At 60.9% G+C, this 22041-nt stretch carries 21 protein-coding genes; 11 read left to right on the top strand and 10 right to left on the bottom strand.

Annotated features, from left to right (window positions below; translation table 11 throughout):
• Nucleotides 1-5 precede the first annotated feature (5 nt).
• Nucleotides 6-1667, bottom strand: coding sequence for an ABC transporter substrate-binding protein (locus tag ACIOWL_RS05025; protein WP_400382302.1), 1662 nt, complete (start codon nucleotides 1665-1667; stop codon nucleotides 6-8).
• Nucleotides 1668-1815: 148 nt separating this feature from the next.
• Nucleotides 1816-2424 carry an NAD(P)-dependent oxidoreductase gene (locus ACIOWL_RS05030; protein WP_400382304.1) on the bottom strand — a complete coding sequence of 203 codons (609 nt, stop codon included), beginning with the start codon at nucleotides 2422-2424 and terminating at the stop codon, nucleotides 1816-1818.
• A gap of 79 nt (nucleotides 2425-2503) precedes the next feature.
• Between ACIOWL_RS05030 and ACIOWL_RS05035 the strand changes: the two genes are divergently transcribed.
• The 3 genes from ACIOWL_RS05035 (at nucleotide 2504) to ACIOWL_RS05045 (ending at nucleotide 5400) form a co-directional block, all read left to right on the top strand.
• Nucleotides 2504-2887 carry a winged helix-turn-helix transcriptional regulator gene (locus tag ACIOWL_RS05035; protein WP_400382306.1) on the top strand — a complete coding sequence of 128 codons (384 nt, stop codon included), beginning with the start codon at nucleotides 2504-2506 and terminating at the stop codon, nucleotides 2885-2887.
• A gap of 141 nt (nucleotides 2888-3028) precedes the next feature.
• A complete protein-coding gene (locus tag ACIOWL_RS05040; protein ID WP_400382308.1) occupies nucleotides 3029-4066 on the top strand; it encodes an MBL fold metallo-hydrolase in 1038 nt (345 codons plus the stop codon).
• Nucleotides 4063-5400 carry an MFS transporter gene (locus tag ACIOWL_RS05045; RefSeq protein WP_400382310.1) on the top strand — a complete coding sequence of 446 codons (1338 nt, stop codon included), beginning with the start codon at nucleotides 4063-4065 and terminating at the stop codon, nucleotides 5398-5400. Before ACIOWL_RS05040 ends, ACIOWL_RS05045 begins: the two co-directional genes overlap by 4 nt.
• 25 nt (nucleotides 5401-5425) lie before the next feature.
• Here the strand turns inward: ACIOWL_RS05045 and ACIOWL_RS05050 are convergent, their stop codons facing one another.
• The 3 genes from ACIOWL_RS05050 to ACIOWL_RS05060 are packed head-to-tail and all read right to left on the bottom strand — an operon-like array spanning nucleotide 5426 to nucleotide 7068.
• Nucleotides 5426-6355, bottom strand: coding sequence for a LysR substrate-binding domain-containing protein (locus ACIOWL_RS05050; RefSeq protein WP_400382311.1), 930 nt, complete (start codon nucleotides 6353-6355; stop codon nucleotides 5426-5428).
• A gap of 1 nt (nucleotide 6356) precedes the next feature.
• Entirely contained in the window at nucleotides 6357-6686 is a 330-nt protein-coding gene (locus tag ACIOWL_RS05055) for a DUF202 domain-containing protein (protein ID WP_400382313.1), read from the bottom strand.
• A gap of 4 nt (nucleotides 6687-6690) precedes the next feature.
• A complete protein-coding gene (locus ACIOWL_RS05060; protein WP_400382315.1) occupies nucleotides 6691-7068 on the bottom strand; it encodes a YidH family protein in 378 nt (125 codons plus the stop codon).
• Between the two features lie 315 nt (nucleotides 7069-7383).
• On the opposite strand from ACIOWL_RS05060, the gene ACIOWL_RS05065 reads away from it, so the two are divergent.
• On the top strand, nucleotides 7384-8520 hold the full coding sequence (locus tag ACIOWL_RS05065) for an acyl-CoA dehydrogenase family protein (protein ID WP_400382317.1): 1137 nt from the start codon (nucleotides 7384-7386) through the stop codon (nucleotides 8518-8520).
• Between the two features lie 19 nt (nucleotides 8521-8539).
• On the opposite strand, the gene ACIOWL_RS05070 is transcribed toward ACIOWL_RS05065, so the two are convergent.
• Entirely contained in the window at nucleotides 8540-9247 is a 708-nt protein-coding gene (locus ACIOWL_RS05070; protein WP_400382319.1) for an NUDIX hydrolase, read from the bottom strand.
• A 189-nt stretch (nucleotides 9248-9436) separates the two neighbouring features.
• Between ACIOWL_RS05070 and ACIOWL_RS05075 the strand changes: the two genes are divergently transcribed.
• The 3 genes from ACIOWL_RS05075 to ACIOWL_RS05085 all read left to right on the top strand — a co-directional run bounded on the left by ACIOWL_RS05075 (nucleotide 9437) and on the right by ACIOWL_RS05085 (nucleotide 12328).
• The gene (locus ACIOWL_RS05075) at nucleotides 9437-10360 is read left to right on the top strand and encodes a LysR substrate-binding domain-containing protein (RefSeq protein WP_400382321.1); all 924 of its coding nucleotides are present in this window, start codon (nucleotides 9437-9439) and stop codon (nucleotides 10358-10360) included.
• Nucleotides 10361-10625: 265 nt separating this feature from the next.
• Nucleotides 10626-11750: a helix-turn-helix domain-containing protein gene (locus ACIOWL_RS05080; RefSeq protein ID WP_400382323.1), complete on the top strand. Its 1125-nt coding sequence runs from the start codon at nucleotides 10626-10628 to the stop codon at nucleotides 11748-11750.
• The gene (locus ACIOWL_RS05085) at nucleotides 11747-12328 is read left to right on the top strand and encodes a hypothetical protein (RefSeq protein WP_400382325.1); all 582 of its coding nucleotides are present in this window, start codon (nucleotides 11747-11749) and stop codon (nucleotides 12326-12328) included. The genes ACIOWL_RS05080 and ACIOWL_RS05085 overlap by 4 nt, the downstream gene beginning before the upstream one ends.
• 168 nt (nucleotides 12329-12496) lie before the next feature.
• Here ACIOWL_RS05085 and ACIOWL_RS05090 read toward each other — a convergent pair whose 3' ends face one another.
• Nucleotides 12497-13834: an MFS transporter gene (locus ACIOWL_RS05090; protein WP_400382327.1), complete on the bottom strand. Its 1338-nt coding sequence runs from the start codon at nucleotides 13832-13834 to the stop codon at nucleotides 12497-12499.
• 157 nt (nucleotides 13835-13991) lie between these two features.
• Here ACIOWL_RS05090 and ACIOWL_RS05095 point away from each other — a divergent pair, with 157 nt between their 5' ends.
• From ACIOWL_RS05095 to ACIOWL_RS05105, 3 genes are read left to right on the top strand one after another with little or no spacing between them, the layout of a single operon-like run.
• Nucleotides 13992-14864 (top strand): shikimate dehydrogenase, encoded by an 873-nt coding sequence (locus ACIOWL_RS05095; protein WP_400382329.1) that lies wholly within the window; start codon nucleotides 13992-13994, stop codon nucleotides 14862-14864.
• The gene (locus ACIOWL_RS05100; RefSeq protein WP_400382331.1) at nucleotides 14864-16714 is read left to right on the top strand and encodes a bifunctional sugar phosphate isomerase/epimerase/4-hydroxyphenylpyruvate dioxygenase family protein; all 1851 of its coding nucleotides are present in this window, start codon (nucleotides 14864-14866) and stop codon (nucleotides 16712-16714) included. Before ACIOWL_RS05095 ends, ACIOWL_RS05100 begins: the two co-directional genes overlap by 1 nt.
• Before the next feature lie 18 nt (nucleotides 16715-16732).
• Nucleotides 16733-17503 carry an IclR family transcriptional regulator C-terminal domain-containing protein gene (locus tag ACIOWL_RS05105; RefSeq protein ID WP_400382333.1) on the top strand — a complete coding sequence of 257 codons (771 nt, stop codon included), beginning with the start codon at nucleotides 16733-16735 and terminating at the stop codon, nucleotides 17501-17503.
• A gap of 115 nt (nucleotides 17504-17618) precedes the next feature.
• Here ACIOWL_RS05105 and ACIOWL_RS05110 read toward each other — a convergent pair whose 3' ends face one another.
• The 3 genes from ACIOWL_RS05110 to ACIOWL_RS05120 all read right to left on the bottom strand — a co-directional run bounded on the left by ACIOWL_RS05110 (nucleotide 17619) and on the right by ACIOWL_RS05120 (nucleotide 20128).
• Nucleotides 17619-18860 carry a PLP-dependent aminotransferase family protein gene (locus ACIOWL_RS05110; RefSeq protein ID WP_400382335.1) on the bottom strand — a complete coding sequence of 414 codons (1242 nt, stop codon included), beginning with the start codon at nucleotides 18858-18860 and terminating at the stop codon, nucleotides 17619-17621.
• A gap of 155 nt (nucleotides 18861-19015) precedes the next feature.
• The gene (locus ACIOWL_RS05115; RefSeq protein WP_400382337.1) at nucleotides 19016-19414 is read right to left on the bottom strand and encodes a helix-turn-helix domain-containing protein; all 399 of its coding nucleotides are present in this window, start codon (nucleotides 19412-19414) and stop codon (nucleotides 19016-19018) included.
• A 60-nt stretch (nucleotides 19415-19474) separates the two neighbouring features.
• A complete protein-coding gene (locus ACIOWL_RS05120; RefSeq protein ID WP_400382339.1) occupies nucleotides 19475-20128 on the bottom strand; it encodes a TetR/AcrR family transcriptional regulator in 654 nt (217 codons plus the stop codon).
• A gap of 214 nt (nucleotides 20129-20342) precedes the next feature.
• On the opposite strand from ACIOWL_RS05120, the gene ACIOWL_RS05125 reads away from it, so the two are divergent.
• Nucleotides 20343-22034, top strand: coding sequence for an amidohydrolase (locus tag ACIOWL_RS05125; RefSeq protein WP_400382341.1), 1692 nt, complete (start codon nucleotides 20343-20345; stop codon nucleotides 22032-22034).
• The last annotated feature ends 7 nt before the right edge of the window (nucleotides 22035-22041 follow it).

Raw genomic sequence — 22041 nt, forward strand, 5'->3', positions numbered from 1 at the left:
ACGAATTATTTGTTCAGGAAGACGCTGGTGTAGAGCGGGGAAGATACCGCGGTGGTAGCTCCCATGCCCTGGACCTGGGTGCCGTAGAGGAAGTGGTTCTGCTGGTCGTACAGCGGCAGCACGTAGTAGCCATCCAAAACGAGCTTCTGGGCCTGGGCGTAGAGGTCTGCGCGTTCGGCTTCGTCTGAAGTCTGCTCGGCGTCGGTCAGCAGCTGATCCAAGGTGTCGTTCTTGATCTGTGCGTTATTGGCGAAGTAGCCAGAGGGCGCAGGAACGGTGGAGTCGGAGTGGTACAGGATCCGCAAGACGCTGGGGCCGACCTTGGTGTATGGCGCGGAGACGAGGTTGTATTCGTGGCTTGCCAGGGCGCCGTACCAGCTGGACAGATCCAGCAGTTCGATCTTGACCTCAAAACCGACGGCCTTGGCCGAGGCCTGGAACTGCTCAAACAGCGACTGCTCGGCGGGTACCGACTGGTTGGTGGAGACAGGGAAGGTGACCGACAGGCGTTTGCCGTCCTTCACGCGGTAACCCTGCTCATCGCGTTCGGTCCACCCGGCTTCATCAAGCAGGGTATTGGCGCGTTCCGGGTCCGAGGTGAAGGTGGACTCTTGGGAGATGCCCAACGGCTCGACGCTGGAGAGCAGGGAGTAGCTGCGGCTGGCGGTATCAAAATACAGCGAGCTGATGCCGGCGTTGACATCCAGCGAACGCATGAATGCCTCGCGCACCAAGATGTCGTTGAACGGTGCCTTGGAGCTGTTCAGCTCGATGCGGTTGGACGCGCCCGGGCGCGGTGCATCCAGGTGGCCCAGGGTGCCGTCCGTGATGGCGGAGGCAATGGTGTCAGGCTGGGCGTTGTCGATCACGTCGACCTCGCCGGAGGTCAGCGCGGCGTAGCGGGTGGCGGCCTCGGGGATGAAACGCCACGTGATGCCGTCCAGGTACGCGGTTTGCTGCGTGCGCGAGTCATCGGCCACCGGCGGGACGTAGTCCTCGTTGCGGACCAGGTTCACCGCCTGCTGGTGATCCCAGGACTCGACTTTGAACGGTCCGGTGCCTACCGGGGCCGCGCAGTTGGTGGCTTGGTCGCGCTTGAGCGCGGTGGGGGATTCGATCGCGGTCCACGGCATGGACAACGATTCAAGCAGCGCGTTATCCGGTGCCGAGAGCTTGAGTTCGGCGGTGAGCTCGTCGATGACCTTCACCTGGTCCACCTTGCCCACGGCCAGATAGCCGGTGGAGGAGGCGGTGTTCGGATCCTGCAGGTGCTCGATGTTTGCCTTGACGGCCTCTGCGGTGAGTTTGCTGCCGTCCGTGAAGGTGATGCCATCGCGCAGGGTGATGGTGCGGGTGAGCCCGTCCTCGGAGACCTCGGTTTTTTCGGCCAGCCACGGGATGATCGTCCCCTCGGCATCCTTGGTGAACAAGGATTCCAGGTACTGGCTGGAGACCAGTGCCTGCGGGTAGTTTCCGCCGACATGCGGATCCAGGCAGCTCGGTTCGGCGTCGCCGGAGGCGTACACCAAGGTCCCGCCAACTACCGGGGTTGCGTCCGTGGCGGACTCGGTTTCCGACGGGGAGGAGCATCCGGCCAAAACGGCGGATGCCAAGCCTAGGACTGCGGCGCTGGAGAGCAGGCGGCGGGCGCGCTGGTTTCTTTGCATGAGCTGAAACTTACCTCGTTGAGTGGATGGGAGATGACCATCTACCACCCTAGCCACCCGGAGCGGGTTGATGGCATATATTGTGACGGGAGAACCGCCTAATGCGATCCAGTTCACACCCCGGGTGGCTGCAGGTAACTGCGGTGTCCTACTTTTCGCTGGCCACGCTCATGCGGCGGTTTGCGTGGGCGGGAGTCTCGATCTCGTCCAGGATGGCGACCGCGAAATCCTGGGTGGAGACAAAATCGCCGGCCGGCGAGTCGGTTCCCAGGGTGTAGCTGCCGGTGCGGGTACCCGGCGCGATGACCGGAGCCGGGGCCACTACGGTCCAGGTGATGCCGGAGACCGAGGTGAACATGTCGTACACCGCGGCGCAGGTGGTTGCCTCGGCCTTGTACTCCTCGGGGAACCCCGGGGTGTCGAGCAGGCGGACTCCGTTGACCTCGGTGGCGCCGGCGCCGCCGATGACGATCAGGCGGGCGTCGGTGAGGGTTTCGGTGATTTCCTCGAATGCGTCCAGGTACTCCTGGTGATCCCCGCCGGTGCGTGATGGCGGGACGGAGATGACGATGACGTCATTGTCCTTGCCCAGCTGGCGGTAGGCCGCGGTGTCGCTCAGCTCGGCGGTGAAGGCGGTGGTGCCTTCAACCTCTTTGCCCGAGCGGGAGACTGCGGTGAGCTCGTGGCCGCGAGCGGCCGCCTCGGCGATGATCTGGCTGCCAACCATGCCGGTGGCTCCGTAGACTGCGATTTTCATAAATTTCCCTTCGTAGTGGTGAACTCAACCCAATGGTATCCTTTTGATACTGGCTACTACAACGAAACTAGGTTTCCTCATGGAAAGCGACGGCGATTTCAACGTGCTGGTGCAGGGCTGCCCCTCCCGTGAAATCATGCAACGACTCGGCGATAAGTGGACTCCGTTGGTGCTGCTGACACTGGCGGACGGCCCGCAACGTTTCTCCGCGTTACGCCAGAGTATCGGATCGGTGACCCCCAAGGTGCTCACCAGCACCCTGCGGACCTTGGAGCGCGACGGACTGTTGCGGCGCACCGTGACCGCCCAGGTTCCGGTGCGTGTGGACTATGAGCTCAGCGAGCTGGGTCGAAGCCTGCTGGGTCCCATGGAGACCATCCGCCTCTGGTCGGAGGAACACGTTCCCAGCGTGCTGCGGGCGCGCACCGAGTTCGACAACACCCGGGAAGAAGCCGCGCTCTAGGCGGGGCCGGCGCGAGAAGCCGGGGCGCAAAACCTTTCATAAGTAAAACTATGTTGAATCGTAGATAAAAACAGTTTTACGAATGTAACGATGCTCACGATGATTGAAGAGTCAGCAGTCAGCATCGTGAAAGGCGAATCCGTGCCACAGAATCTCACTCCCCACGTCATTACCCTGGGGACCGCCGGCGGCCCCCGGTGGTGGACCGGCCAGAATGCCGGGCGGCGCTCGGGTATCTCCACCGCGGTCGTTGTAGGCTCCGCGGTTTACCTTGTCGACGCGGGTAGCGGGGTGGGAAACCAGCTCATGAAGGCCGGATTCACCCCGGGGGATCTGCGCGGCATTTTCCTCACCCACCTGCATTCGGATCACACCATCGATCTGGCTTCGCTGGCAATTTTCGGGTTGTTCACCATGAAACGCGAGAAAGAGCCGGTGCAGATTATCGGCCCCGGTGACCGCGGCGAGCTGCCTCCGGTCTCACCACGCGCCGTGGTGGCACCGCGCCCATTGTTCCCGTCAAACCCCACCCCGGGAACGGCCTCGATGTTCAGCTCGCTGATGCAGGCCTACGCCACCGACCTCAACGACCGTGTGATCGATGCGCTGCGGCCCTCGCCGCTTGAGTACTTCCACGCCAGCGACATCCAGATACCTGGCGGGGACTACCATCCGAACCAGAACCCGACCCCGGAAAATTTTGAACCATTTGTGATCTACCGCGACGAACTGGTGACCGTCAGTGCCACTCTGGTTGAGCATCCGCCAATCGCACCGGCCTTCGCTTTCCGATTCGACACGGCCGAAGGGTCGGTCACGATTTCCGGGGACACCGCACCCTGCGAAAACCTGGTTCGGCTGGCCCGAGGTACGGACTTGCTGCTGCATGAAGCGATCGACTTCGACTGGGTCCAGCAGGCCTATGGCTCATTGGGAACGGAAGAGGCCCAGGCCTCAATGGATCACCATCGGCGCTCCCACACCTCGGCATTACAGGCGATCGAACTCGCCGAACGTGCCGGGGCGGCCACCTTGGCCCTTCACCACTTGGTTCCCGGAACAACACCAGATGCTGTGTGGCATTCGCATGCCGAGCAGTTCTCCGGCAGATTCCTGATCCCCAATGATCTGGATGTCATCTCCTTCGCCCGCACCACCTCTGAAATGGCAGTAGCATGAGTAACACCGTGAAGCATGAGCAAGACCCCAACCTGTCAGTGCCCAGCCTTGCCTCGCCTCAGATGCGACGCATCCTGGCCTCGAGCTTCTTGGGCAGCGCCATCGAATTTTATGATTTCATCCTCTACGCGACGGCCGCGTCCTTGGTCTTCAACAAGATCTTTTTCACCAATCTGACGCCTGGCGTAGCGATTTTTGCGTCGTTCGCGACCCTGGCTGTCGGTTACCTGGCACGCCCGCTGGGCGGAATCATTTTCGGACACTATGGCGACAAACTCGGACGCAAGGGGGTGCTGGTCACGTCGATGGCAATGATGGGTGGTGCCTCAACCCTGATTGGACTGTTGCCTCCGACTGAACAGATCGGCATGCTGGCTCCGCTGGCGCTGATTGTGCTGCGTGTGATCCAGGGGCTTGCGGTTGGCGGCGAATGGGGCGGGGCGATGCTCATGGCTCTGGAGCATGCTCCCAAGGAACGTCGCGGTTTTGCCGCCAGCTTTGCGAACATGGGTGGACCTGCAGGAGCGGTGCTGGCCACCCTGGCGGTCTCCGCCGTGTCGCTGCTTCCCGATGAACAGTTCTTGGCTTGGGGCTGGCGCCTGCCTTTCTTGTTCAGCATTGCGCTGGTTGCCATCGGTTTGATCATCAGGCTGAAGGTCACCGAATCTCCGCTGTTCTTGTCCCTGGAGCAGAAGGCCGAAGAGCGAAAAACCCCTATTTCCGAGGTCCTGACCCGTTACCCGAAAGCGGTGATCCGCGGCACCCTCGTGGGCATGAGCTCATACACCGTGCAGGGCCTGATGACCGTGTGGGCGATCTCCTTTGTCGTTGACGATCTGGGGATGGATCGCACCGCAGTGCTGAACATCAAGGCCATTGGCGCTGCATTGACCGTCGTGGGCATCTGGTGTGCTGCCCGGTATTCGGATAAGTACGGTCGACGTCCGGTGATGATGGTGGGAATTTTGGTTGGAGCGGTGTTGGCCCTGCCGATCATGTTCCTGCTGGAACTTGGGCAGCTCTGGTTGTTCGCCATTGCCCTGTTTGTTGCCAATGGCATCATTCAGGCCGGGATCTTTGGTCCGTTCGGGGCATTTACCGCGGAGCTGTTCCCCACTCGTATCCGCTACACCGGAGCCTCGCTGGTGTATCAGCTCTCTTCCACGGTAGGCGCCGGGTTCACCCCGATGATTGTTGCTGGGCTGGTTCTAGCCGCCGGCGGCAGGTTGTGGCTGGTCGGAGTGGTGTGGGCGATAACCTTTGTCATCGCGGCGCTGGCGCTACGCGGGATGAAGGAAGGCAAAGACGCAGACCTGAAAGCGCAGGACCTGTAGTTTTTCCCTGATTGGACCGGGTTGTTCAGGATTTTTCCTGGGCAGCCCGGTTTTCGCGTTCGGCGCCAGTCTCTTCGCAGAAGTCGAGGAATGCCCGTAAACGTTGGCTGGGGCGGGTGGTCGGGGTGTATGCGACACAAATATCGCTGAAACCCACTGGCCCGTCGATCTCAAGTACTGCCAGTGGCAAGCCATCGTAACTGAGGTTAACCGGTGGACGCTGAACCAGCACGGTGTAGCCCAGCCCGCGGGCGACCATGCCGCGCACCGCTTCAAAACTTTGTGAACTCCAACGAATTTTGGGATCCAAACCCGACAGCCTGAGATTTACCAGCTGATTGTCGCGCACCGTGGGAAGGTCTAGCGATACAAAGTCGTCCTCGGCAAGCTCCGAAAGCTTAACCGACCCACGGCCGGCGAAACGGTGCGAGGCGGCTACCAGTACATAGGGATGTCCCGACATCACGATGCGGTGTTCAACATGTTCAACGAGGTGCCTGGTGTGGGTTAACACCACGTCGAGGTGGCCTTGCAGCATCCGTTGTTGAAGCTCGGCGGCATCCCCTTCAACGATTTTGACCTGCAAACCAGGATTGGGGGCAGTGAATTTTTCACAGATCACCGGAACCCAAAAGGCCGCCAGTGACGAGTAGCAACCGATCACCAGCGGTCCAGCGAGCGCCGACTGCCGTTCCATAACCTGTCCCTGGATCTCCTCGGCGTGCCGGACCAAGGCCCGGGCATCGTGGAGGAATTCGGTGCCGATCGCGGTGAGCACCACACCCCGGGCCCGGCTGCGGATGAGCAGCTGGCTGCCGACCGCACGTTCCAAATCTGCCATGGATTGAGACATCGCCGCCTGGGAGATATGGCAGGTACCGGCGGCCGCAGACAGTGAGCCTGCTTCCGCGACCGCGACGAAGTACTGCAGCTGGCGCAAGGTGTAGTTGATCATCCTAGACGCCCAGCGCCACGAGCACGATGGCCCCTGCTCCCAGCGCGAGCATGGCGCAGGTCATCACCAGTACCGCCACCACATCAGCCTGAATCCGCTCGTTCTTGACCCCGTGGGCCATCCGCGCATAGCGGCGACGCTGCGAAAGGTAGATCCCGGCTGCGGTGCACAGGGCGATACCTATCATGATCAAGATGCCGGATCCGTAGTGCGGCTGCCAACGTAAAAACACGCCGGCGACCACAAGAAATGAGATCAGGGTTCGTCCCCACGCCATGACGGTTCTCTCGGGTTGCAACCCTGGATCGGAGACCGAGACCTCTTGTTTCATGTGTTTACTTTCCGACCAAAACCATCACAATGGCCGCCGCCGCACCGGCCACTGCGCCGAGGCTCAACAACGGGATAATCGCTGGCAAGGGCAGCGGACTGCCGGTGCGCATGCTGCGCTCGACACGAATCCAGCGCACCCCGGCCCCCAACGCGATCAGCATGCCAACGCCGATCACAAAAAATGCCAGCACGGTACGCACCGGAGAAGTAAAAGTCCCGGCGGTGAATGCTTCCAGTGCGATACCGCCGGCGAGGAACGCGAGCGAGGTGCGGATCCAGGCGAGGAACGTACGCTCATTGGCCAGGGTGAATCGCGGATCGGGCTCCGTGCCCTCGGGCAGTAGGGTCCTAGCTAGTTTGCTGCGGTTGTTCTGATCCATTGGCGTCCTTGCACACGGTGCGCCCGCCCGCGGCTGATGCCGGAGGCGAGTACAAAAAATCATCGGCGTGAGGCCCGCGGCAAAGCGAGGCTGCGCGGTTCACTGATACCTTCAAGACTACGTCGAAATGCCTACCGAGGTCATGTTTGCGACAAGTTATCGGGATGCTGTGCGCTGCCGTATCCACGGCGATTTCGCTGCTGGTGGACCGTGAGCTGGCTAGCGATGCAAACACCACGGCTCCGTGTATCGTGGGTCACATGTATTGAGGTCAGGTGTCCCACCAGCGATACCTGTTTGAGTCAGGAGCCAAACATGCTCGAACTTACCGAAGACCAGATGGCACTTGTGGAAATGGTTCGTGATTTCGCAACCACACGTATTGCCCCCAACGCCCTGGACTGGGATGAACAAAAACACTTCCCCGTTGACGTGCTGGCCGAAGCCGGGGCACTGGGGATGGGTGGCATTTACGTCAGCGAGGAATATGGCGGGTCGGCACTCACCCGCAGTGATGCAATTCTGGTTTTCGAGGAGTTGGCCAAGGCCTGCCCCACCATTTCGGCCTATATTTCCATCCACAACATGGTGGTGTGGATGATCGACCGGTTTGGCACCACCGAGCAGCGCACCGCATGGCTTCCGGAAATGACCACCATGCAAAATCTTGGTTCCTACTGCCTGACCGAACCCGGGATTGGATCGGATGCCGCGGCCCTGACGACCAGGGCTCGCCGCGACGGGGATGAATACGTGCTCAGCGGGGTTAAACAATTTATTTCCGGGGCCGGAGCCTCCGCGCTGTACATCGTCATGGCTCGCACCCAGGACACCGGGTCGCGTGGCATCAGCGCATTCCTGGTTCCCGGAGACAGTCCCGGGCTGAGTTTTGGCCCGAACGAAAAGAAAATGGGTTGGCGGGCGCAGCCCACCCGGCAGGTCATCATGGACGGGGTGCGTATCCCCGCCGGAAACCTGCTGGGATCCGAAGGCCAGGGATTCTCCATGGCCATGCAGGCGCTGAATGGCGGACGGCTGAACATCGCGGCCTGCTCATTGGGCGGCGGGCAATTCGCCCTGGAGAAATCAGCCGCCTATCTCAAGGAACGTCAGGCCTTCGGGGGGCCGTTGACCCGCCAGGAAGCACTGGTATTCAAACTGGCGGAGATGGACATGGGCTTGGAAGCTGCCAGGTCCTTGCTCCGTCGGGCCGCCGCAGCCTTGGATGCCAAGGCTCCGGACATGGTCAAACTGTGTGCCATGGCGAAAAAGGTTGCCACCGATGCCGGATTTGAAGCGGCCAACAGCGCCATCCAGCTTCACGGAGGCTACGGTTACCTCAGCGACTACGGGCTGGAGAAGATCGTTCGCGACTTGCGAGTGCACCAGATCTTGGAAGGCACCAATGAAATCATGTCCTTGATTGTGGGGCGCGGACTGGTCGAGAAGTAGCCGGTTTTGCGCCTGCGGTTCAGTCGTTCCGTGGGCGCAACTCGGCCTTGGAGACCGGGGAGGCCGAACCGACATCCATTCCGGTGGGATGCACCGGGATGATCTCACGGTTGATGTTTTTCAGTGCCTCAATACCGCCAAGTTCCATGGCATCCAGCAGCGTGCGCTGGGTAGGGCGCATCATCTTGATTTCTCCGCGGTGCAAAGCAGCAAACAGCGCCTCGGGATGAATCCAGTTCGAGACCGCCGCTTCGGTCGTCTGGTGCCGGGGTTCTTGCCCGGGCGCCAGGACGGCGACAAAAAAGTAGGTGTCAAAACGTTTGGGGTAACCGGCTGGCGTGACCCAGTTGGCCCAGGGCTGCAGCTGGTTCGGTTCCAGTAGCAGGCCTGTTTCCTCAAATACTTCACGGCGGGCCGCGGCGAGCATTTCTCCAGCGTGGAAAGCGGCCTGTTCGACTCCGTCATCCCACACACTTGCGTGGCTCCAGCGCTGGGCAAGAGCTGCGAGGAGCTGATCGTCAAAGGCCCCGCTGCGGACCAGATCTGCGTCTTGGGCATCCACTCGTCCACCGGGGTAAACCACCATTCCGGCGGCAAAGTCCATGGTGCTCACCCGGTGCTGGATGAACACCTCAAAGCCGGTGTCCGCTTCGCGTACCAGCAGTACGCTGGCTGCCCGCCGAATAGGAACGTTGCTGGCTGGATCAAAAGAGGACTTCGTTGTCATAGCTTCCAGTATGTCCTTTGCACGGTGAACCGGGCTAACCCGAGGGAAAGTGTTAAATGGCCATAAGACTTGTCGTTGCCCTTGGGATACGTTGGTAGCCGCAGCCCCAAAAGCGGGAGCCGGAGTGCTCCCGTCTGTTGGCATGCTGCTGGTTTCCGTCGCGGGCGCCGTTGGGCATATGCTCATGATATGGATCAGGACTCGTCTTCACTGAATGGCATTGCGCATTGGATCCAGTTCTCGTCCCTTGCCTTGCTGGTGGGCATCGCCGACCACGGCAGTCTCAGTGCAGGAGCCAGGGCCGCGGGCATCGCCCAGCCGAATGCTTCACGAGCGCTCAAGACCCTCGAACGGCGCCTGGGTTATCAGCTGGTCAATCGCAAAACCACGGGATCCACACTGACCGCCGAAGGGGTGTTGACGGTCCAATGGGCCCGAGAGGTGCTTGAAAGCCTGCAAACGTTTGCCGCCGGTGCGCGCTCGCTGGCGGACCCCGGACAGACGGAAGTGGAATTTGGGGCCAGCATGACGGTGGCTGAGTACTTGGCACCTGGCTGGATCGGTGCGCTGCACCGCAAGATGCCATTGGTGAAACCCCGCATGCGGATTATGAATTCTCAAGACGTGATCAACAGTGTGCGGTCCGGTGAGCTGGAATTCGGTTTTGTTGAAACCCCGCACATCCCCCTGGGGCTCAAAAGCCAGCAGGTGTACAGCGATGAAATGCTGATCGTCACGGCTCCGGATCATCCGTGGGCGGTGCGCGGCGGTGCGCTGTCGCTTCACGAGCTGCAGAGCACCGCACTGATTGAACGAGAGCCGGGCTCCGGTACTCGGGCCTTCCTCGACTACATTTCTCACGCCGAACGTCCAAAACCCTTGGCAGAATTCAACAGCAACGCCACCATTTGCCAATGCGCGGCCGCGGGAATGGGGCCGGCGGTGCTTAGCCAGTTGGCAGTCGAAAGCCAGCTGAAGCTCGGAACGTTGGTGGAAATTCCGTTTGACGGACCGGCGCTGGTCCGTGAGCTGCGAGCAATTTGGTCGGTGGACCATGTCCCGGGGACCGCGGAGCAGGCGTTGTTGCAGATCGCGGCCGAGTCTGGGCTTTAGGTATTCTGCGGTGGAATCTCAGGTTCATGTGTGTGCGGAAGAAAAGGCTAATGTTGCGACGGCCTGGATGTCGTTGTCGTAGATTCTGCGGAAAGGATAAGCGATTGCAAAGTCGCTGTAGCGGTGAGTTGGGCGCCACCGTTAGTAAATGTTCAGGTGTGTAGCCATTTAGAACACTTGGGAAAATCCCAATTCTGATCTACAATTGACTAGCTAAGCGCAGAGTGGTTTGCTCGCGCTGTGGCAGTAGTTAAGGTGGCGGGCCATGAGCGAAAACTGGAAAGTTGAGACCGGGCAACGTGTTCGGGCACGTGTAAAGCTGTTGGGCCTACTTCAGAAGGACGTCGCACATCAGGTCGGTATGACTGAAGACTCTTTCTCGAGAGCGCTCAGTGGGTCACGCCAGTTTTCCCTCGTGGAAATCTCGGCGTTGAGTGAATTTTTGCACGTTTCGATCAAATGGCTGCTTACAGGCGAACGGGATCGTTTCGAAGTTAAACTATCCGCCAGGCACGAATGGAACTCGGAGCAAAAGCAGGACAAGCCTCTCGACTGGTCATCAGCCAGTAGCATTACAAATGTCGTCGCGAATCTCTATGGCCAAGTCGAGATAGAGGCTGCAGAAAAATCGAAAGTCAGTGTTCCAGAGAATTCACCAGTTGAGACAGCCCGCTGGGCACGCAGTCGGATGTCCGCTCAACAGCGAGTATTGGATGCGGACGGAGAAGTGCTCAGCGAACTAATCGAGATGACATTCGGAATCGATGTTTTAGTCATTGACCCACCAAAGATTTTTGATGCCTACTCAGGTGACAGTGGTGGCAATAAATTCATCGTTCAATCTACGACCGGTAACGGTTGGCGGGCCAGATTCAATATCATCCACGAGCTGGGGCATATTCTTCACGGGGATCTTGGTTACCCTGATGAACCACGTGCAGTCCGCGCGGACGAAGCCTGGGCGAATGCGTTTGCCGCGGAGTGGCTGATGCCCGAGGATGAAATTCTAAGTTTTGACTGGCGCGAAGCCAGCCGAGCGGATTTTATCTCCTTTGTTGGAAATCTAGGTGTCTCAACAAAGGCCTTGGCTGTGAGAGTTCAGAGTCTCAATCTACGTCCCAATGAAGAGATATTGAACGTGCTGGCAAGTTCTACGCCTGCGTTGCTCAAAGAAGGGCGTAGCCCATTCTGGTCTCATGAACTGGAGCGTCACTATCGGGCGCAGCGTTTCCCTGCTCGACTTATTGCCGCTCATCAAGCTGCAGTAGCGCAGGGAAAACTTGCACCTTCCAGCCTTGCATGGATGCTTGGTGTGAATGAGTCTGAAGTGTCTACTTCTGCTCCTGCCACCCATTCGCTTACTGCGCAGGAGCTGGCTGAACTTCTATGACTCCGACGCACGGCGAACCGATATTCATTTTTCCTGATACTAATTTGTTCATGAACTTTGCCGTGGTCGAACAACTGGACACATTGCGCCTCGCGATCGGTTTGAACGGACTGTGGACCGAGACCATATATGCGGAAACGAGCTACTTAGTTCGGCAGGTTCCGATTCTCGCAGAGGTATTTGAGTTCATGCCAGATGATCCCCATCGGCCGTCTGGATTGGAGATGAATAGCGCAGAACAGATTCGTCTTGCGTTCACAGCTCCGGGCGACGGCCGGAGAAAACATCTCGGCGAGGCTGAGACCATGGCGGTAATACTCAGTCGGTATGGAGCTGCCAAGGTAGTTTTCGTTACCGAGGACCGCAATGTCCTTGGAGAGTGTGCACGTCGAAAGATACCGACTACAGGTACGAAAGACCTGCTTGCCGCCCTTGCGATCAAAGGCAAAATATCCTGGGTCCAGGCGAATGCGATTGCTCAAAGCATGCGCGCAGCGGGTCGACCGATTTTGGGGTACCCTCCGGATATTCATCCTCCAATGCCTCCGGGACTTCGCACAAATATGCCAGATTACTAGCGCGCGTGGCAGTTGGCTTTCTTGTAACCTGAGCAGCTTGCATAAAAGCTCCTTCGCCCGGCACCGAGAGGTACCCAATGAGCGACACCGAAGAAAAACACGACAAAAAACTGCGGCCCAACGCCACGAAAGAATCTCGGAAGTTGAGCCGCAGTTCGGTGTTAAGGGTTAGGCAACCTTTTCCACGGTGTGTCCCAGCTGGCTGGTTGGCACCCGGTAGGTTTCCCGTGCAGTCATGGCGGAGCCAGCGGAGATTACCGCAATCACCGCAGTGAACAGGCTGATCTGCACCCAGCCACCCGGCTCCAGACCACCCAGGGCGGCCACGATGGACGGGGCGAAACCTGCCATCAGGAAGCCCAGCTGGGTGCCGATGGCCAGGCCCGAGAAGCGCACCTGGGAGGAGAACATCTCAGCGTAGAAGCTCGGCCACACGGCGTTGGCCGCGGCGTAGGCGCAGGAGAAGACCAGCAGCGAGAGCCCGAACTGCAACAGGGTGTTGCTGGTTTCCATGGAGCGCAGGTAGAACGGCATGACAACCGCGGAGGCCAGTGCGCCGTAGATGAAGACCGGCTTGCGGCCAATCTTGTCCGCCAGCATGCCGAACAGCGGCTGGCTGATCAGTGCACCGATGTTGCCGGCGACCACCAGCCACAGGGTGATGGACTCATCCATGTTGCCAATGGTTTTGCCATAGGAAATGGCCAGGGTTCCGTACACAGTGGAGACCGCGGCGATGAATGCGCACAGCACCACACGCAACACATCACGCCAGTGAACCCGCAGCAGGACTGCAAGTGGCAGCTTGGCGATTTCGTTGTTCTTTTTGGCCTTTTCGAATTCCGGAGTCTCATGCAAGGAACGGCGGATGAAGAAGGTCACCACAACCACCACGGCCGAAAGCCAGAACGGGATACGCCAGCCGATGCTGAACTTGAACTCATCGGGCATCGCCACCACAGGAATAAAGATCATGGCCGCCAGGATCTGGCCGCCCTGGGTGCCGGTCAGGGTCCAGGAGGTGAAGAAGCTGCGGCGGTTATCCGGAGCGTGCTCCAAGGACATCGAGGAGGCGCCGGCCTGCTCGCCGGCCGCGGAAAGCCCCTGCATCAGGCGAGCGACCACCAGCAGGATCGGGGCAAGCCAGCCGACTTGGTCGAAGGTCGGAAGGCAGCCGATGGCGAAGGTTGCCGCACCCATCAGGACCAGTGTGAACATCAAAACCTTTTGACGCCCGATGCGGTCGCCGAAGTGGCCCAGGATGACCGCGCCGATGGGCCGGGCGATGTAGGCAAAACCAAAGGTCGCTAGGGACATGACGGCGGCGTTGGTGCCGGCGTCGGGGAAGAAGATGTGCGGGAAGATCAGGGCTGCTGCGGAGCCGAAAATGAAAAAGTCGTAGTATTCGACGGCGCTGCCCATGAAACTGGCCAGAGCGGCCTTGACCGGTGTGCGCTTCCCGGCTCCATCCGTTTCAGATGCCGACGGCTTCGGTGTCGTGGTCATCGGGTTACTCCCTTGTTGTGTGGCGATGTGTGACCGAATTCCTTCAAATGTTCGCTATGCGACCACTTGTTCGGAATGTGTTCATTGGTTTAGAGTAGATGTAAATCACAAACGAAGCAATACCTGTTGCGTCGATGACTGAATGCGAGGACCTCCGATGAGTACAACTGCCGAATCCTATTTGGTTGGTTTGATCGGTGACGAGGTGATACCGTCTTTGACTCCCGGCATGCATGAGCGCGAGGCCGACGCACAGGGCCTGCGTTACCTGTACCGTCCAATTGACCTCGCCGTACTCGGCCGTCCGGGCAGCGACGTGGGAGCTCTATTAAAAGCCGGAGCGCAGCTCGGTTTCAATGCTTTCAACATCACTCATCCCTGCAAACAGCTGGTGCTTGAACATCTTGATGAGATCTCGGAGAACGCGGCGCAAATCGGCGCGGTGAACACCGTGGTGATTCGCGACGGGAAGTTCCACGGCTACAACACCGACGCCTCGGGATTCGGCCGCGGATTCGCCGAAGGGCTGCCGGGCGCCAACCAGGACAAAGTTCTGCAGCTCGGCGCCGGCGGAGCGGGTTCGGCCGTGGCCTATGCCCTGTTGGATTCGGGAACCAGAGAGCTGTATCTGGTTGACCCCGACGCGCAGCGGGCGGCCCAGCGTGCCGAGGAGCTGAACCGGCTGTTCCCTAAGGCCACCGTCACCGCGGCCACCCCGGAACAGGTGCCCGAGCTCTTGCCTCAGGTCGACGGACTGCTGAACGCCACCCCCATTGGCATGCACCACCATCCCGGGCTTCCGCTGGATGTTACCGGGCTTGAATCCAGGCACTGGGTGGCTGACTGCATCTACCGCCCGGTGGATACCGAACTGATCCTCGCCGCCCGGGCTCGCGGGTGCCAGGTGCTGGACGGCGGCCACATGGCCGTGGGGCAGGCCGTGGACGCCTTTGAAATTTTCACCGGAATCAAACCCGACGCGGCACGGATGCGCGCGCACCTGCTGGAAATGCTGGAGAAGGGACTGTAATGCGCACCTCCATTGCCACCGTGTGCCTCTCGGGCACGCTGGAAGAAAAGATGCTCGCCTGCGCCAAGGCAGGATTCGACGGCATTGAAATCTTTGAGCAGGACCTTTTGGTCAGCCCCATGTCTCCGGAGGAAGTGCGCGCACTGGCCTCCCGGCTCGGGCTGACCCTGGACCTGTTCCAGCCCTTCCGGGACTTCGAGGGGGTTGAGGATCAGGTGCTGCAGGGCAACCTGCACCGCGCCGAAGAAAAGTTCAAGCTGATGCAGCGCCTGGGAATGGACGTGATGCTGCTGTGCTCCAACGTCGGCACCGCGACCATCAACGACGACGACGTGTTTGTCTCCCAGATCCGCCAGCTGGCAGACCTCGCGGACAAGTACGGGGTGCGGATTGCCTACGAGGCGCTGGCCTGGGGCAAATACGTGAACACCTACCAGCACTCCTGGGAGATTGCCCGCCGGGTAGACCGCGACAACGTGGGGATCTGCCTGGACAGCTTCCACATCCTTTCACGCGGGGACGACCCGGCGGCGATTGCGCAGATCCCGGGCGAAAAGATCTTTTTTGTCCAGCTTGCCGACGCCCCGGTGCTCTCCATGGATATCCTCTCCTGGTCCCGCCACTACCGGGTGTTCCCCGGACAGGGCGGCTTCAAGCTTGACCAATTCCTCGGCGCCATTGCCCGCTCGGGATACAGCGGCATCATCTCCCTGGAAATCTTCAACGATGTGTTCCGCCAATCCAACGTTGAACGCACCGCCGTGGACGGGCTGCGTTCGCTGAACCTGTTGCAGTCCCAAACCGCCACCTTGTTGGCCTCGCAGGGCATCGGTTCCGAGCTTGAACTGCATACCCTGCCCGGCAGCCAAAAAGCCACCGGGTTCGACTTCACCGAAATCCGCACCGAGGACCCGGAACCCGTAGCCCGGCTGCTGACCCAACTGGGTTTTGAATTCTGCGGCCAGCACCGCCGCAAACCGGTGCAACTGTTCAGTGCCGGCTGTGCGCGCATCATCATCAACTCGCAGCGCAGCCGCGGTGTCACCGCGGCCGTGTCCGGTTTCGGGGTGCAGGTTCCCGACCCGGCCGAGGCCGGCGAGCGTGCCGTGCAGCTGCTGGCACGACCGGTACCGCGCCAGCACCTGCGCAACGAGCAGGATCTTCCCGGGTTCAACGCACCGGATAACACCGAGGTGTTTTTCAGCTCCGCCGAAAACACCAGCCACTGGGAAGCCGAGTTCGGGGCGGAGAACCTGGGGGAGTCGGCAGCCCGGTCCGCACTGATCGAGGGAATCGATCACCTCAACCTGGCCCAACCCTGGCAGTCTTTCGACGAATCGGTACTCTTTTACACCAGCGTGCTGAACCTGACGGCGTTGCCCGGAACCGAGGTTCCCAGCCCCATGGGGCTGGTGCGCTCCCAGGTTTTGGCCACCGAGGATCATGCGGTGCGGCTGGCGCTGAACATCGTGCCTCACGGCCTGGAAGAGGCAATCGACCGGAACCACGAATACCCCGAACATATTGCGGTGCGTACCGGCGATATCATCACCCTGGCCGGCAACGCGGTGGCGCAGGGAATGGAGTTCCTGCATATTCCGGCGAACTACTATGAGGATCTTGCGGCGCGTTTCGATTTGGACCCGCAGCTGCTGGGAACCTTGAAAAAACTGAATCTGCTTTATGACCGGGACGAACACGGGGAATTCCTGCATTTCTACACCGAAACCATCGGAAACATGTTTTTCGAAGTGGTTGAGCGCCGCGATGGCTACGATGGGTACGGGGCACCGAACGCCCCGATCCGGTTGGCTGCGCAATTCGAACGCAACCGCTGGAATCGACACTAGGCACCAGGAGAATCGACTGTGACGGACCGTCCGGATTATTTTGTTAAATCCACGGAGAAGACCCTGGCTGTGCTGCTCGCCTTTAACGGCGGCAATCCGGAGATGACCGTCAGCCAGGTCGCCGCCGCGACCGACCAAACCCGCGCCTCCGCCCGGCGGTTCCTGCTGACGCTGAGCGACCTGGGTTATCTGGAAACCAACGGCGGCAACTTCCGTCTCTCCCCGAGGGTTCTGGATCTGGGCGCCTCCTACCTTTCGGGGATGACCCTGCCCAAGGCGGCCACCATTCACCTGGAAAGCCTGGCCCGTGAGTTGGAGGAAAGTGCCGCGCTGTGTGTGCTGGAAGGCCAAGATATCTTGTATATCGAGCGGGTATCTTCACCGCGCCTGCATTCAATGAATGTGTCCATCGGAAACCGGCTTCCGGCGTGGGTGACCTCCATGGGACGGGTGCTCATCGCCGAGCTCACCGGTCCGGAACAAGAGGCCTTCCTGTCGCAGATCGACCTGCAGCGCTACACCGAACACACCGTGGACAGCCTTGAACAGTTGAAAACAGAGCTGGCCCGGGTCAAGGAGCAGGGCTGGTCGCTGGTGAATCAGGAGCTGGATGAGGGGCTGCGCGGCTTGGCGGTGCCGGTGTATCGCGGGGATCAGCTGCTTGGGGCACTGAACATTTCGGTGCAGCGCGGGCGTGCCGACCTTGGAACGATCACCGAAGACCTGTTGCCGCGGCTGCGCCGGGCCGCCAAGGATATTGCCGATGACTTTGGCGGACGCCTGGCCTAGATGCCAGGTTGCGCAGCTGACGCCCAGGCCCTGCACAGATCTTGATGATCACCGCAGGGCCTGGATTTTGCCACGATCCTGGAAACCTTGGAAACCTTGGAAACCTTGAGGGAGCCTAGGCAGGCAGCTCGTCGATGGCTTGCCGCAGCAATACCGAGAGGCGACGGACCCCTTCGGTGATGGCTTTTTCATCCACGGCGCAGAAGGCCAGGCGCAATTTGTTGTTTGCCGCCCCCGACGGGCTGAAAGCCGCCCCGGGAATGAAGATCACCCCGGCCTTGACCCCGCGCTGCAGCAGCTCGTAGGTGTCAATGCCCTCCGGCAGGGTCAGCCAGACAAAAAAACCGCCTTCGGGGTGGGTGTGGGTGATGCCTTCGGGAAGATATTCGGCCAGGGCGGTGAGCATTGCATCGCGGCGCGACCGGTAGACGTTGTTGTAGGTGGTGATCTGTCCCTTCCAGTCATGCTCTTCAAGGTAGGAACTGATGATCATCTGGTTCAGGGTTGGCGGGCACAGAGCCACCGCTTCCCCTGCCAGGTAAAAACGGCGGAACAGATTCGTGGGGACCGCCGCCCAGCCGATGCGCAGGCCGGGTGCGAAGATCTTGGAAAAGGAACCCATGTAGATGACGTTCTGCGGGTCCAGGCTGCGCAGCGTGGGGGCCGGTTCTCCCTCGTAGCGCAGCATGCCGTAGGGATTGTCTTCGAGGATCAGGATGCTTGCCTCGCGGCAGATCTGCACAATCTCCGAGCGGCGTTCGGCAACCAGGGTGATACCCGAGGGGTTGTTGAAGTTCGGGATGGTGTAGAGGAATTTGATTCGTTCCCCGGCGGCGCGCAGCTCGCTGATCCGTGCACGCAGCGCGTCGGGAATCAGCCCGCGCTCATCGGTGGCGACCGGGCGGACCTTGACCTGGTAGGCCTCAAAGGTATTCAGGGCGCCCACATAGGTGGGGTCCTCGCACAGCACGGTGTCTCCCGGGTCGCAGAAGACCTTGCACGCCATGTCCTGCGCGGATTGGGAGCCGTTGGTGACCACCACGTCGTCCAGGCCAACGTTGGTGATGCCTTCGGCCGCCATGACCTCAAGAATCTGCGTGCGCAGTTCAACGGTTCCCAGGCCCGAGCCGTACTGCAGGGCCACCGGGCCCTGCTCGACAATGATGCGTTGGGTCAGCTCACCGATTTTTTCCAGGGGGAGCAGCTGCAGGTAGGGGTTGCCGCCGGCCAGGGAAACCAGTGAGGGATCAAGGGATAACTCGAAGACGTCACGAACGGCAGACTGCTTGATGCCTGCAGCGCGCTGGGAAAAAAGTGCTTCCTGCACTTCCTGGACCGAACGCTGATCGGTTGACATGAGATTCCTCCTGGATGGGTGTCCTGCGGTGGCGGGAACACAGCAACTGCGGGTGAAGCTGACGCAGAAAAGTTTTCAAATAGAATACTTTGGTATTCCAGCAGGAAAATAGGAGGTTGGCAAGGCCTTCGACCCTGAAGTCGTGCGTTTCTTGCTCAGGATTCCTCGGGGGACTGGCTTTCGCGGGAATCCAACCAGGCCTGCACCGCGCTGGGCCTGATGCGGCGGTGTGTTCCGCGGTACTCCACCGGGATGATTCCGGCGTCGGCAAGTTTGCGCAGGTAGCTGTTGGAAATCCCGGCCATCTGGGCCGCCTGCGAGGTGTTGAGCAACAGTTCCGCAGTGCCAATGGTCACCGAATCCCCGGCGGCGAAACGGGTGAGCACCTCGATCAACGCATTGTGGGCGTCCTTGGGGATCTGCAGGGCGGTTCCGTTGACAAAAACGGTGGTGTCCCCGGATTCGGCCAGTGCGCGGCGCAGGCTTGCGGTGGTTTTCTCATCGAGCGCCTCGAAGGTGCGCACCTTGCCCAGGGCGGATGTTGGAGTAGCCATGTGTTTTATTCTGCCTGAGAAATTTTGCCGGTGCACCGTACGGTGCCCCCCGCGGTATTCCTAGGCTCCGGAGCTTGGCGCGGATTCTTTGAGCACCGCGGTGGCCGGCGCCTGCAAGAGGTGCTCGATTGAGTCTGCCAGGGCATCCACCAGGCGTGCGGAGCGGAGCTCGTCGGGGTCCGAGAGGTGCTGCAGGCTGATCCCGTCGATCCCGGCAATCGCCATCCGGGCCATGAGATCGAAGTCGACGTCCGGCGAGTGCGGGTCATGCTGCGCGGCGGCCTGGAAGATGCTGCTGGTGGAGCTGATCCAGGCTTGGTACATGTTGCGGTTGATGGCCCGGGCCGCGGTGATTTCCTCGTCGCCGACCATGCGGGTTGAGCGCAGCAGCAGCTCGAAGGTGGTCACCTGTTCGTGGGGTGAGGCCAGCATGCGCCGCCAAATGCGCCTGAGGTGATCGCGGACCGCGTCACTGAGGGATAAATCCTCGCCCAGCGGCTCAAGTTCCCTGGCGTAGTCGCGGCTGAGGTAGTTGTAGACCTCGTCGAGCAGCTCGTCCTTGTTGCGGAAGCAATAGTGCAGGGCCGCCAGCGGTGCATCGGCCTCCGTGGCGATACGCCGGGTGGTTGCCGCGGCCAGTCCTTCGGCTGCGATAACTCGTGCGGCGGCCTCGATGAACTGCCGGCTACGGTCCTTGGCTGATACCCGTGCCATGTCCTGCTCCTTGTGCTGATCATCCGTTGATGGATGGTTTCTTCTCTTATGACCCTAGCCCACATAGGTGGTGACTAGCGGATTTCCGCGGAATTTCGCGAACTTTCAATTATTTTCCCAAAAAGCTGGTCAAGCGACTAAGTCATTTGACATACTACTTGAAGATGTAAGGCGAGTCACATCGCGAAGACTAGTGAACAGGACGGTGGGCCAGATGAGTCAGCAGCAACCGCAGATGATCATCCACTCGGGAATCGTTGCCGCGATCGGGTTGGATCCGACCCTGGATGCCGCCGCATGCCAGGGGCGCCCCAGCGCCGTGGCTGTCCACGACGGACGCATCCTGGCCGTGGGCGGCAATGAGCTGCTGGATCTGGCCGGCGAGGCCACCACGCTCATCGATGCCCAGGGCGGGGCGATCCTGCCCGGCATCAATGACGGGCATCTGCACTTCGCGGCCAGCGCCGTGATCCGCCACGAACACCTGGATCTGAAAACTGCCGCCAGCTGGGATGAGGTCATCGACCGGTTGGAGGCCGCGCAAGCGGATGACTCCGGGTGGATCCGCGCTTCGGGCTGGGACCAGGCCGCCCTGGGGTCCGAAGGAATCCAGCGGATGTTCACTGCAGGCGGGGACACCCCGGTGGTCGCCTTTGATGCCTCGGGGCATCAGGTGATGATCAATGCGGCGGCGCTGTCGGTGCTGGAGCTGCATGTTCCCGCACCCGTGCCCGGCGGGGTGATCTCCCGGAGCGCGGATGGAACTCCCAGCGGGCTGTTCATCGATGCTGCGATGCGCCTGGTGAACGATGCGCTGCCGGGTTTCAGCCAGGCGGCGTTGCGCCGGGCCTTCACCGCACACCAGCACGAACTGCATGCGCTGGGCCTGACCTCGCTGACCGAACCTGGCCTGGGCCCGGGCGGCCGCACCTTGATGGGTGCGGTCTGCGACGAGCAAGCGCTGAAGCTCATGGCCCAGCTGAGCCGCGACGGTGAACTGAGCCTGCGGATCAACGTGCTGCTGCTGTTTTCCGGCACGGGCGGCGAATCGGCCGCGGCGGTGACCGCTGGCCTGGCCTCCGAATTGCCGCGAACCACCCGGGGGATCGACCCGTTGAAGTTGCGGGTGGCCGGGGTGAAAGTTTTCGCCGACGGGATTCCCCGCTCGGGGACCGCCTGGTTCCACGACGACTACCAGCTGCCCTGCGGCCACGGGCATGGCGCCCTGGTGCTCACCGGGGCGGATGATGAGGCCAAGGTGGCCGAATTCCGGCAGATCATCGCGGCCATCGACGCAGCCGGCCTGCAGGCAGGGGTGCACGTCACCGGGGATGCCGCCACCGAAGCGTTGATCGAAGCGGTCGAAGCCCTCCCGGATGCCGACCGGGCCCGCGCCAACCGGCACTACATCATCCACGGAGCCTTTGCCGAAAACTCGTTGCTTGAGCGGCTGGCCGCCGCCGGTATCGGCTACAGCACCAACCCTTCAATCCGTGCCGAGGCCGGGGCGCTGATGCAGGGGCTGCTGGGTGCCGAACGGTTCGCCGCCCAGCAACCGCTGGCCAGCGCCGCGGCGTGCGGGGTCGATGCCTCGTTGGCGTCCGACGCACCGGTCACCAGCCCGGACTGGCGGCGCAGCGTGGTGGCCGCGGTCACCCGGGACACCACCGCAGGACCCGGAGACGGGCAACCCGAACGGCTCACCCTGGCCCAAGCCCTGGCCATGATGACCCAAACCCCGGCCCGGCAAGACCACGCCGAAGAACACAAAGGCAAAATCCAGCCCGGCTACTTAGCCGATGTGTGCATCCTGCGCGACCCGCTGGATGCCGACGTGAAAAACCTGATCACCAACCCAACAAGCTGCACCATCGTCAACGGCGACGTGGTGTACAGCGCCACCTGACCCACCC

This window comes from Glutamicibacter sp. NPDC087344, from assembly GCF_044744225.1.
Lineage (GTDB): Bacteria > Actinomycetota > Actinomycetes > Actinomycetales > Micrococcaceae > Glutamicibacter.

Coding starts and splice junctions, on each gene's coding strand:
- ACIOWL_RS05025 (WP_400382302.1), bottom strand. CDS start 1,667: ATGCAAAGAAACCAGCGCGCCCGCCGCCTGCTCTCCAGCGCCGCAGTC.
- ACIOWL_RS05030 (WP_400382304.1), bottom strand. CDS start 2,424: ATGAAAATCGCAGTCTACGGAGCCACCGGCATGGTTGGCAGCCAGATC.
- ACIOWL_RS05035 (WP_400382306.1), top strand. CDS start 2,504: ATGGAAAGCGACGGCGATTTCAACGTGCTGGTGCAGGGCTGCCCCTCC.
- ACIOWL_RS05045 (WP_400382310.1), top strand. CDS start 4,063: ATGAGTAACACCGTGAAGCATGAGCAAGACCCCAACCTGTCAGTGCCC.
- ACIOWL_RS05050 (WP_400382311.1), bottom strand. CDS start 6,355: ATGATCAACTACACCTTGCGCCAGCTGCAGTACTTCGTCGCGGTCGCG.
- ACIOWL_RS05055 (WP_400382313.1), bottom strand. CDS start 6,686: ATGAAACAAGAGGTCTCGGTCTCCGATCCAGGGTTGCAACCCGAGAGA.
- ACIOWL_RS05060 (WP_400382315.1), bottom strand. CDS start 7,068: ATGGATCAGAACAACCGCAGCAAACTAGCTAGGACCCTACTGCCCGAG.
- ACIOWL_RS05065 (WP_400382317.1), top strand. CDS start 7,384: ATGCTCGAACTTACCGAAGACCAGATGGCACTTGTGGAAATGGTTCGT.
- ACIOWL_RS05070 (WP_400382319.1), bottom strand. CDS start 9,247: ATGACAACGAAGTCCTCTTTTGATCCAGCCAGCAACGTTCCTATTCGG.
- ACIOWL_RS05075 (WP_400382321.1), top strand. CDS start 9,437: ATGGATCAGGACTCGTCTTCACTGAATGGCATTGCGCATTGGATCCAG.
- ACIOWL_RS05080 (WP_400382323.1), top strand. CDS start 10,626: ATGAGCGAAAACTGGAAAGTTGAGACCGGGCAACGTGTTCGGGCACGT.
- ACIOWL_RS05085 (WP_400382325.1), top strand. CDS start 11,747: ATGACTCCGACGCACGGCGAACCGATATTCATTTTTCCTGATACTAAT.
- ACIOWL_RS05090 (WP_400382327.1), bottom strand. CDS start 13,834: ATGACCACGACACCGAAGCCGTCGGCATCTGAAACGGATGGAGCCGGG.
- ACIOWL_RS05095 (WP_400382329.1), top strand. CDS start 13,992: ATGAGTACAACTGCCGAATCCTATTTGGTTGGTTTGATCGGTGACGAG.
- ACIOWL_RS05100 (WP_400382331.1), top strand. CDS start 14,864: ATGCGCACCTCCATTGCCACCGTGTGCCTCTCGGGCACGCTGGAAGAA.
- ACIOWL_RS05110 (WP_400382335.1), bottom strand. CDS start 18,860: ATGTCAACCGATCAGCGTTCGGTCCAGGAAGTGCAGGAAGCACTTTTT.
- ACIOWL_RS05115 (WP_400382337.1), bottom strand. CDS start 19,414: ATGGCTACTCCAACATCCGCCCTGGGCAAGGTGCGCACCTTCGAGGCG.
- ACIOWL_RS05120 (WP_400382339.1), bottom strand. CDS start 20,128: ATGGCACGGGTATCAGCCAAGGACCGTAGCCGGCAGTTCATCGAGGCC.
- ACIOWL_RS05125 (WP_400382341.1), top strand. CDS start 20,343: ATGAGTCAGCAGCAACCGCAGATGATCATCCACTCGGGAATCGTTGCC.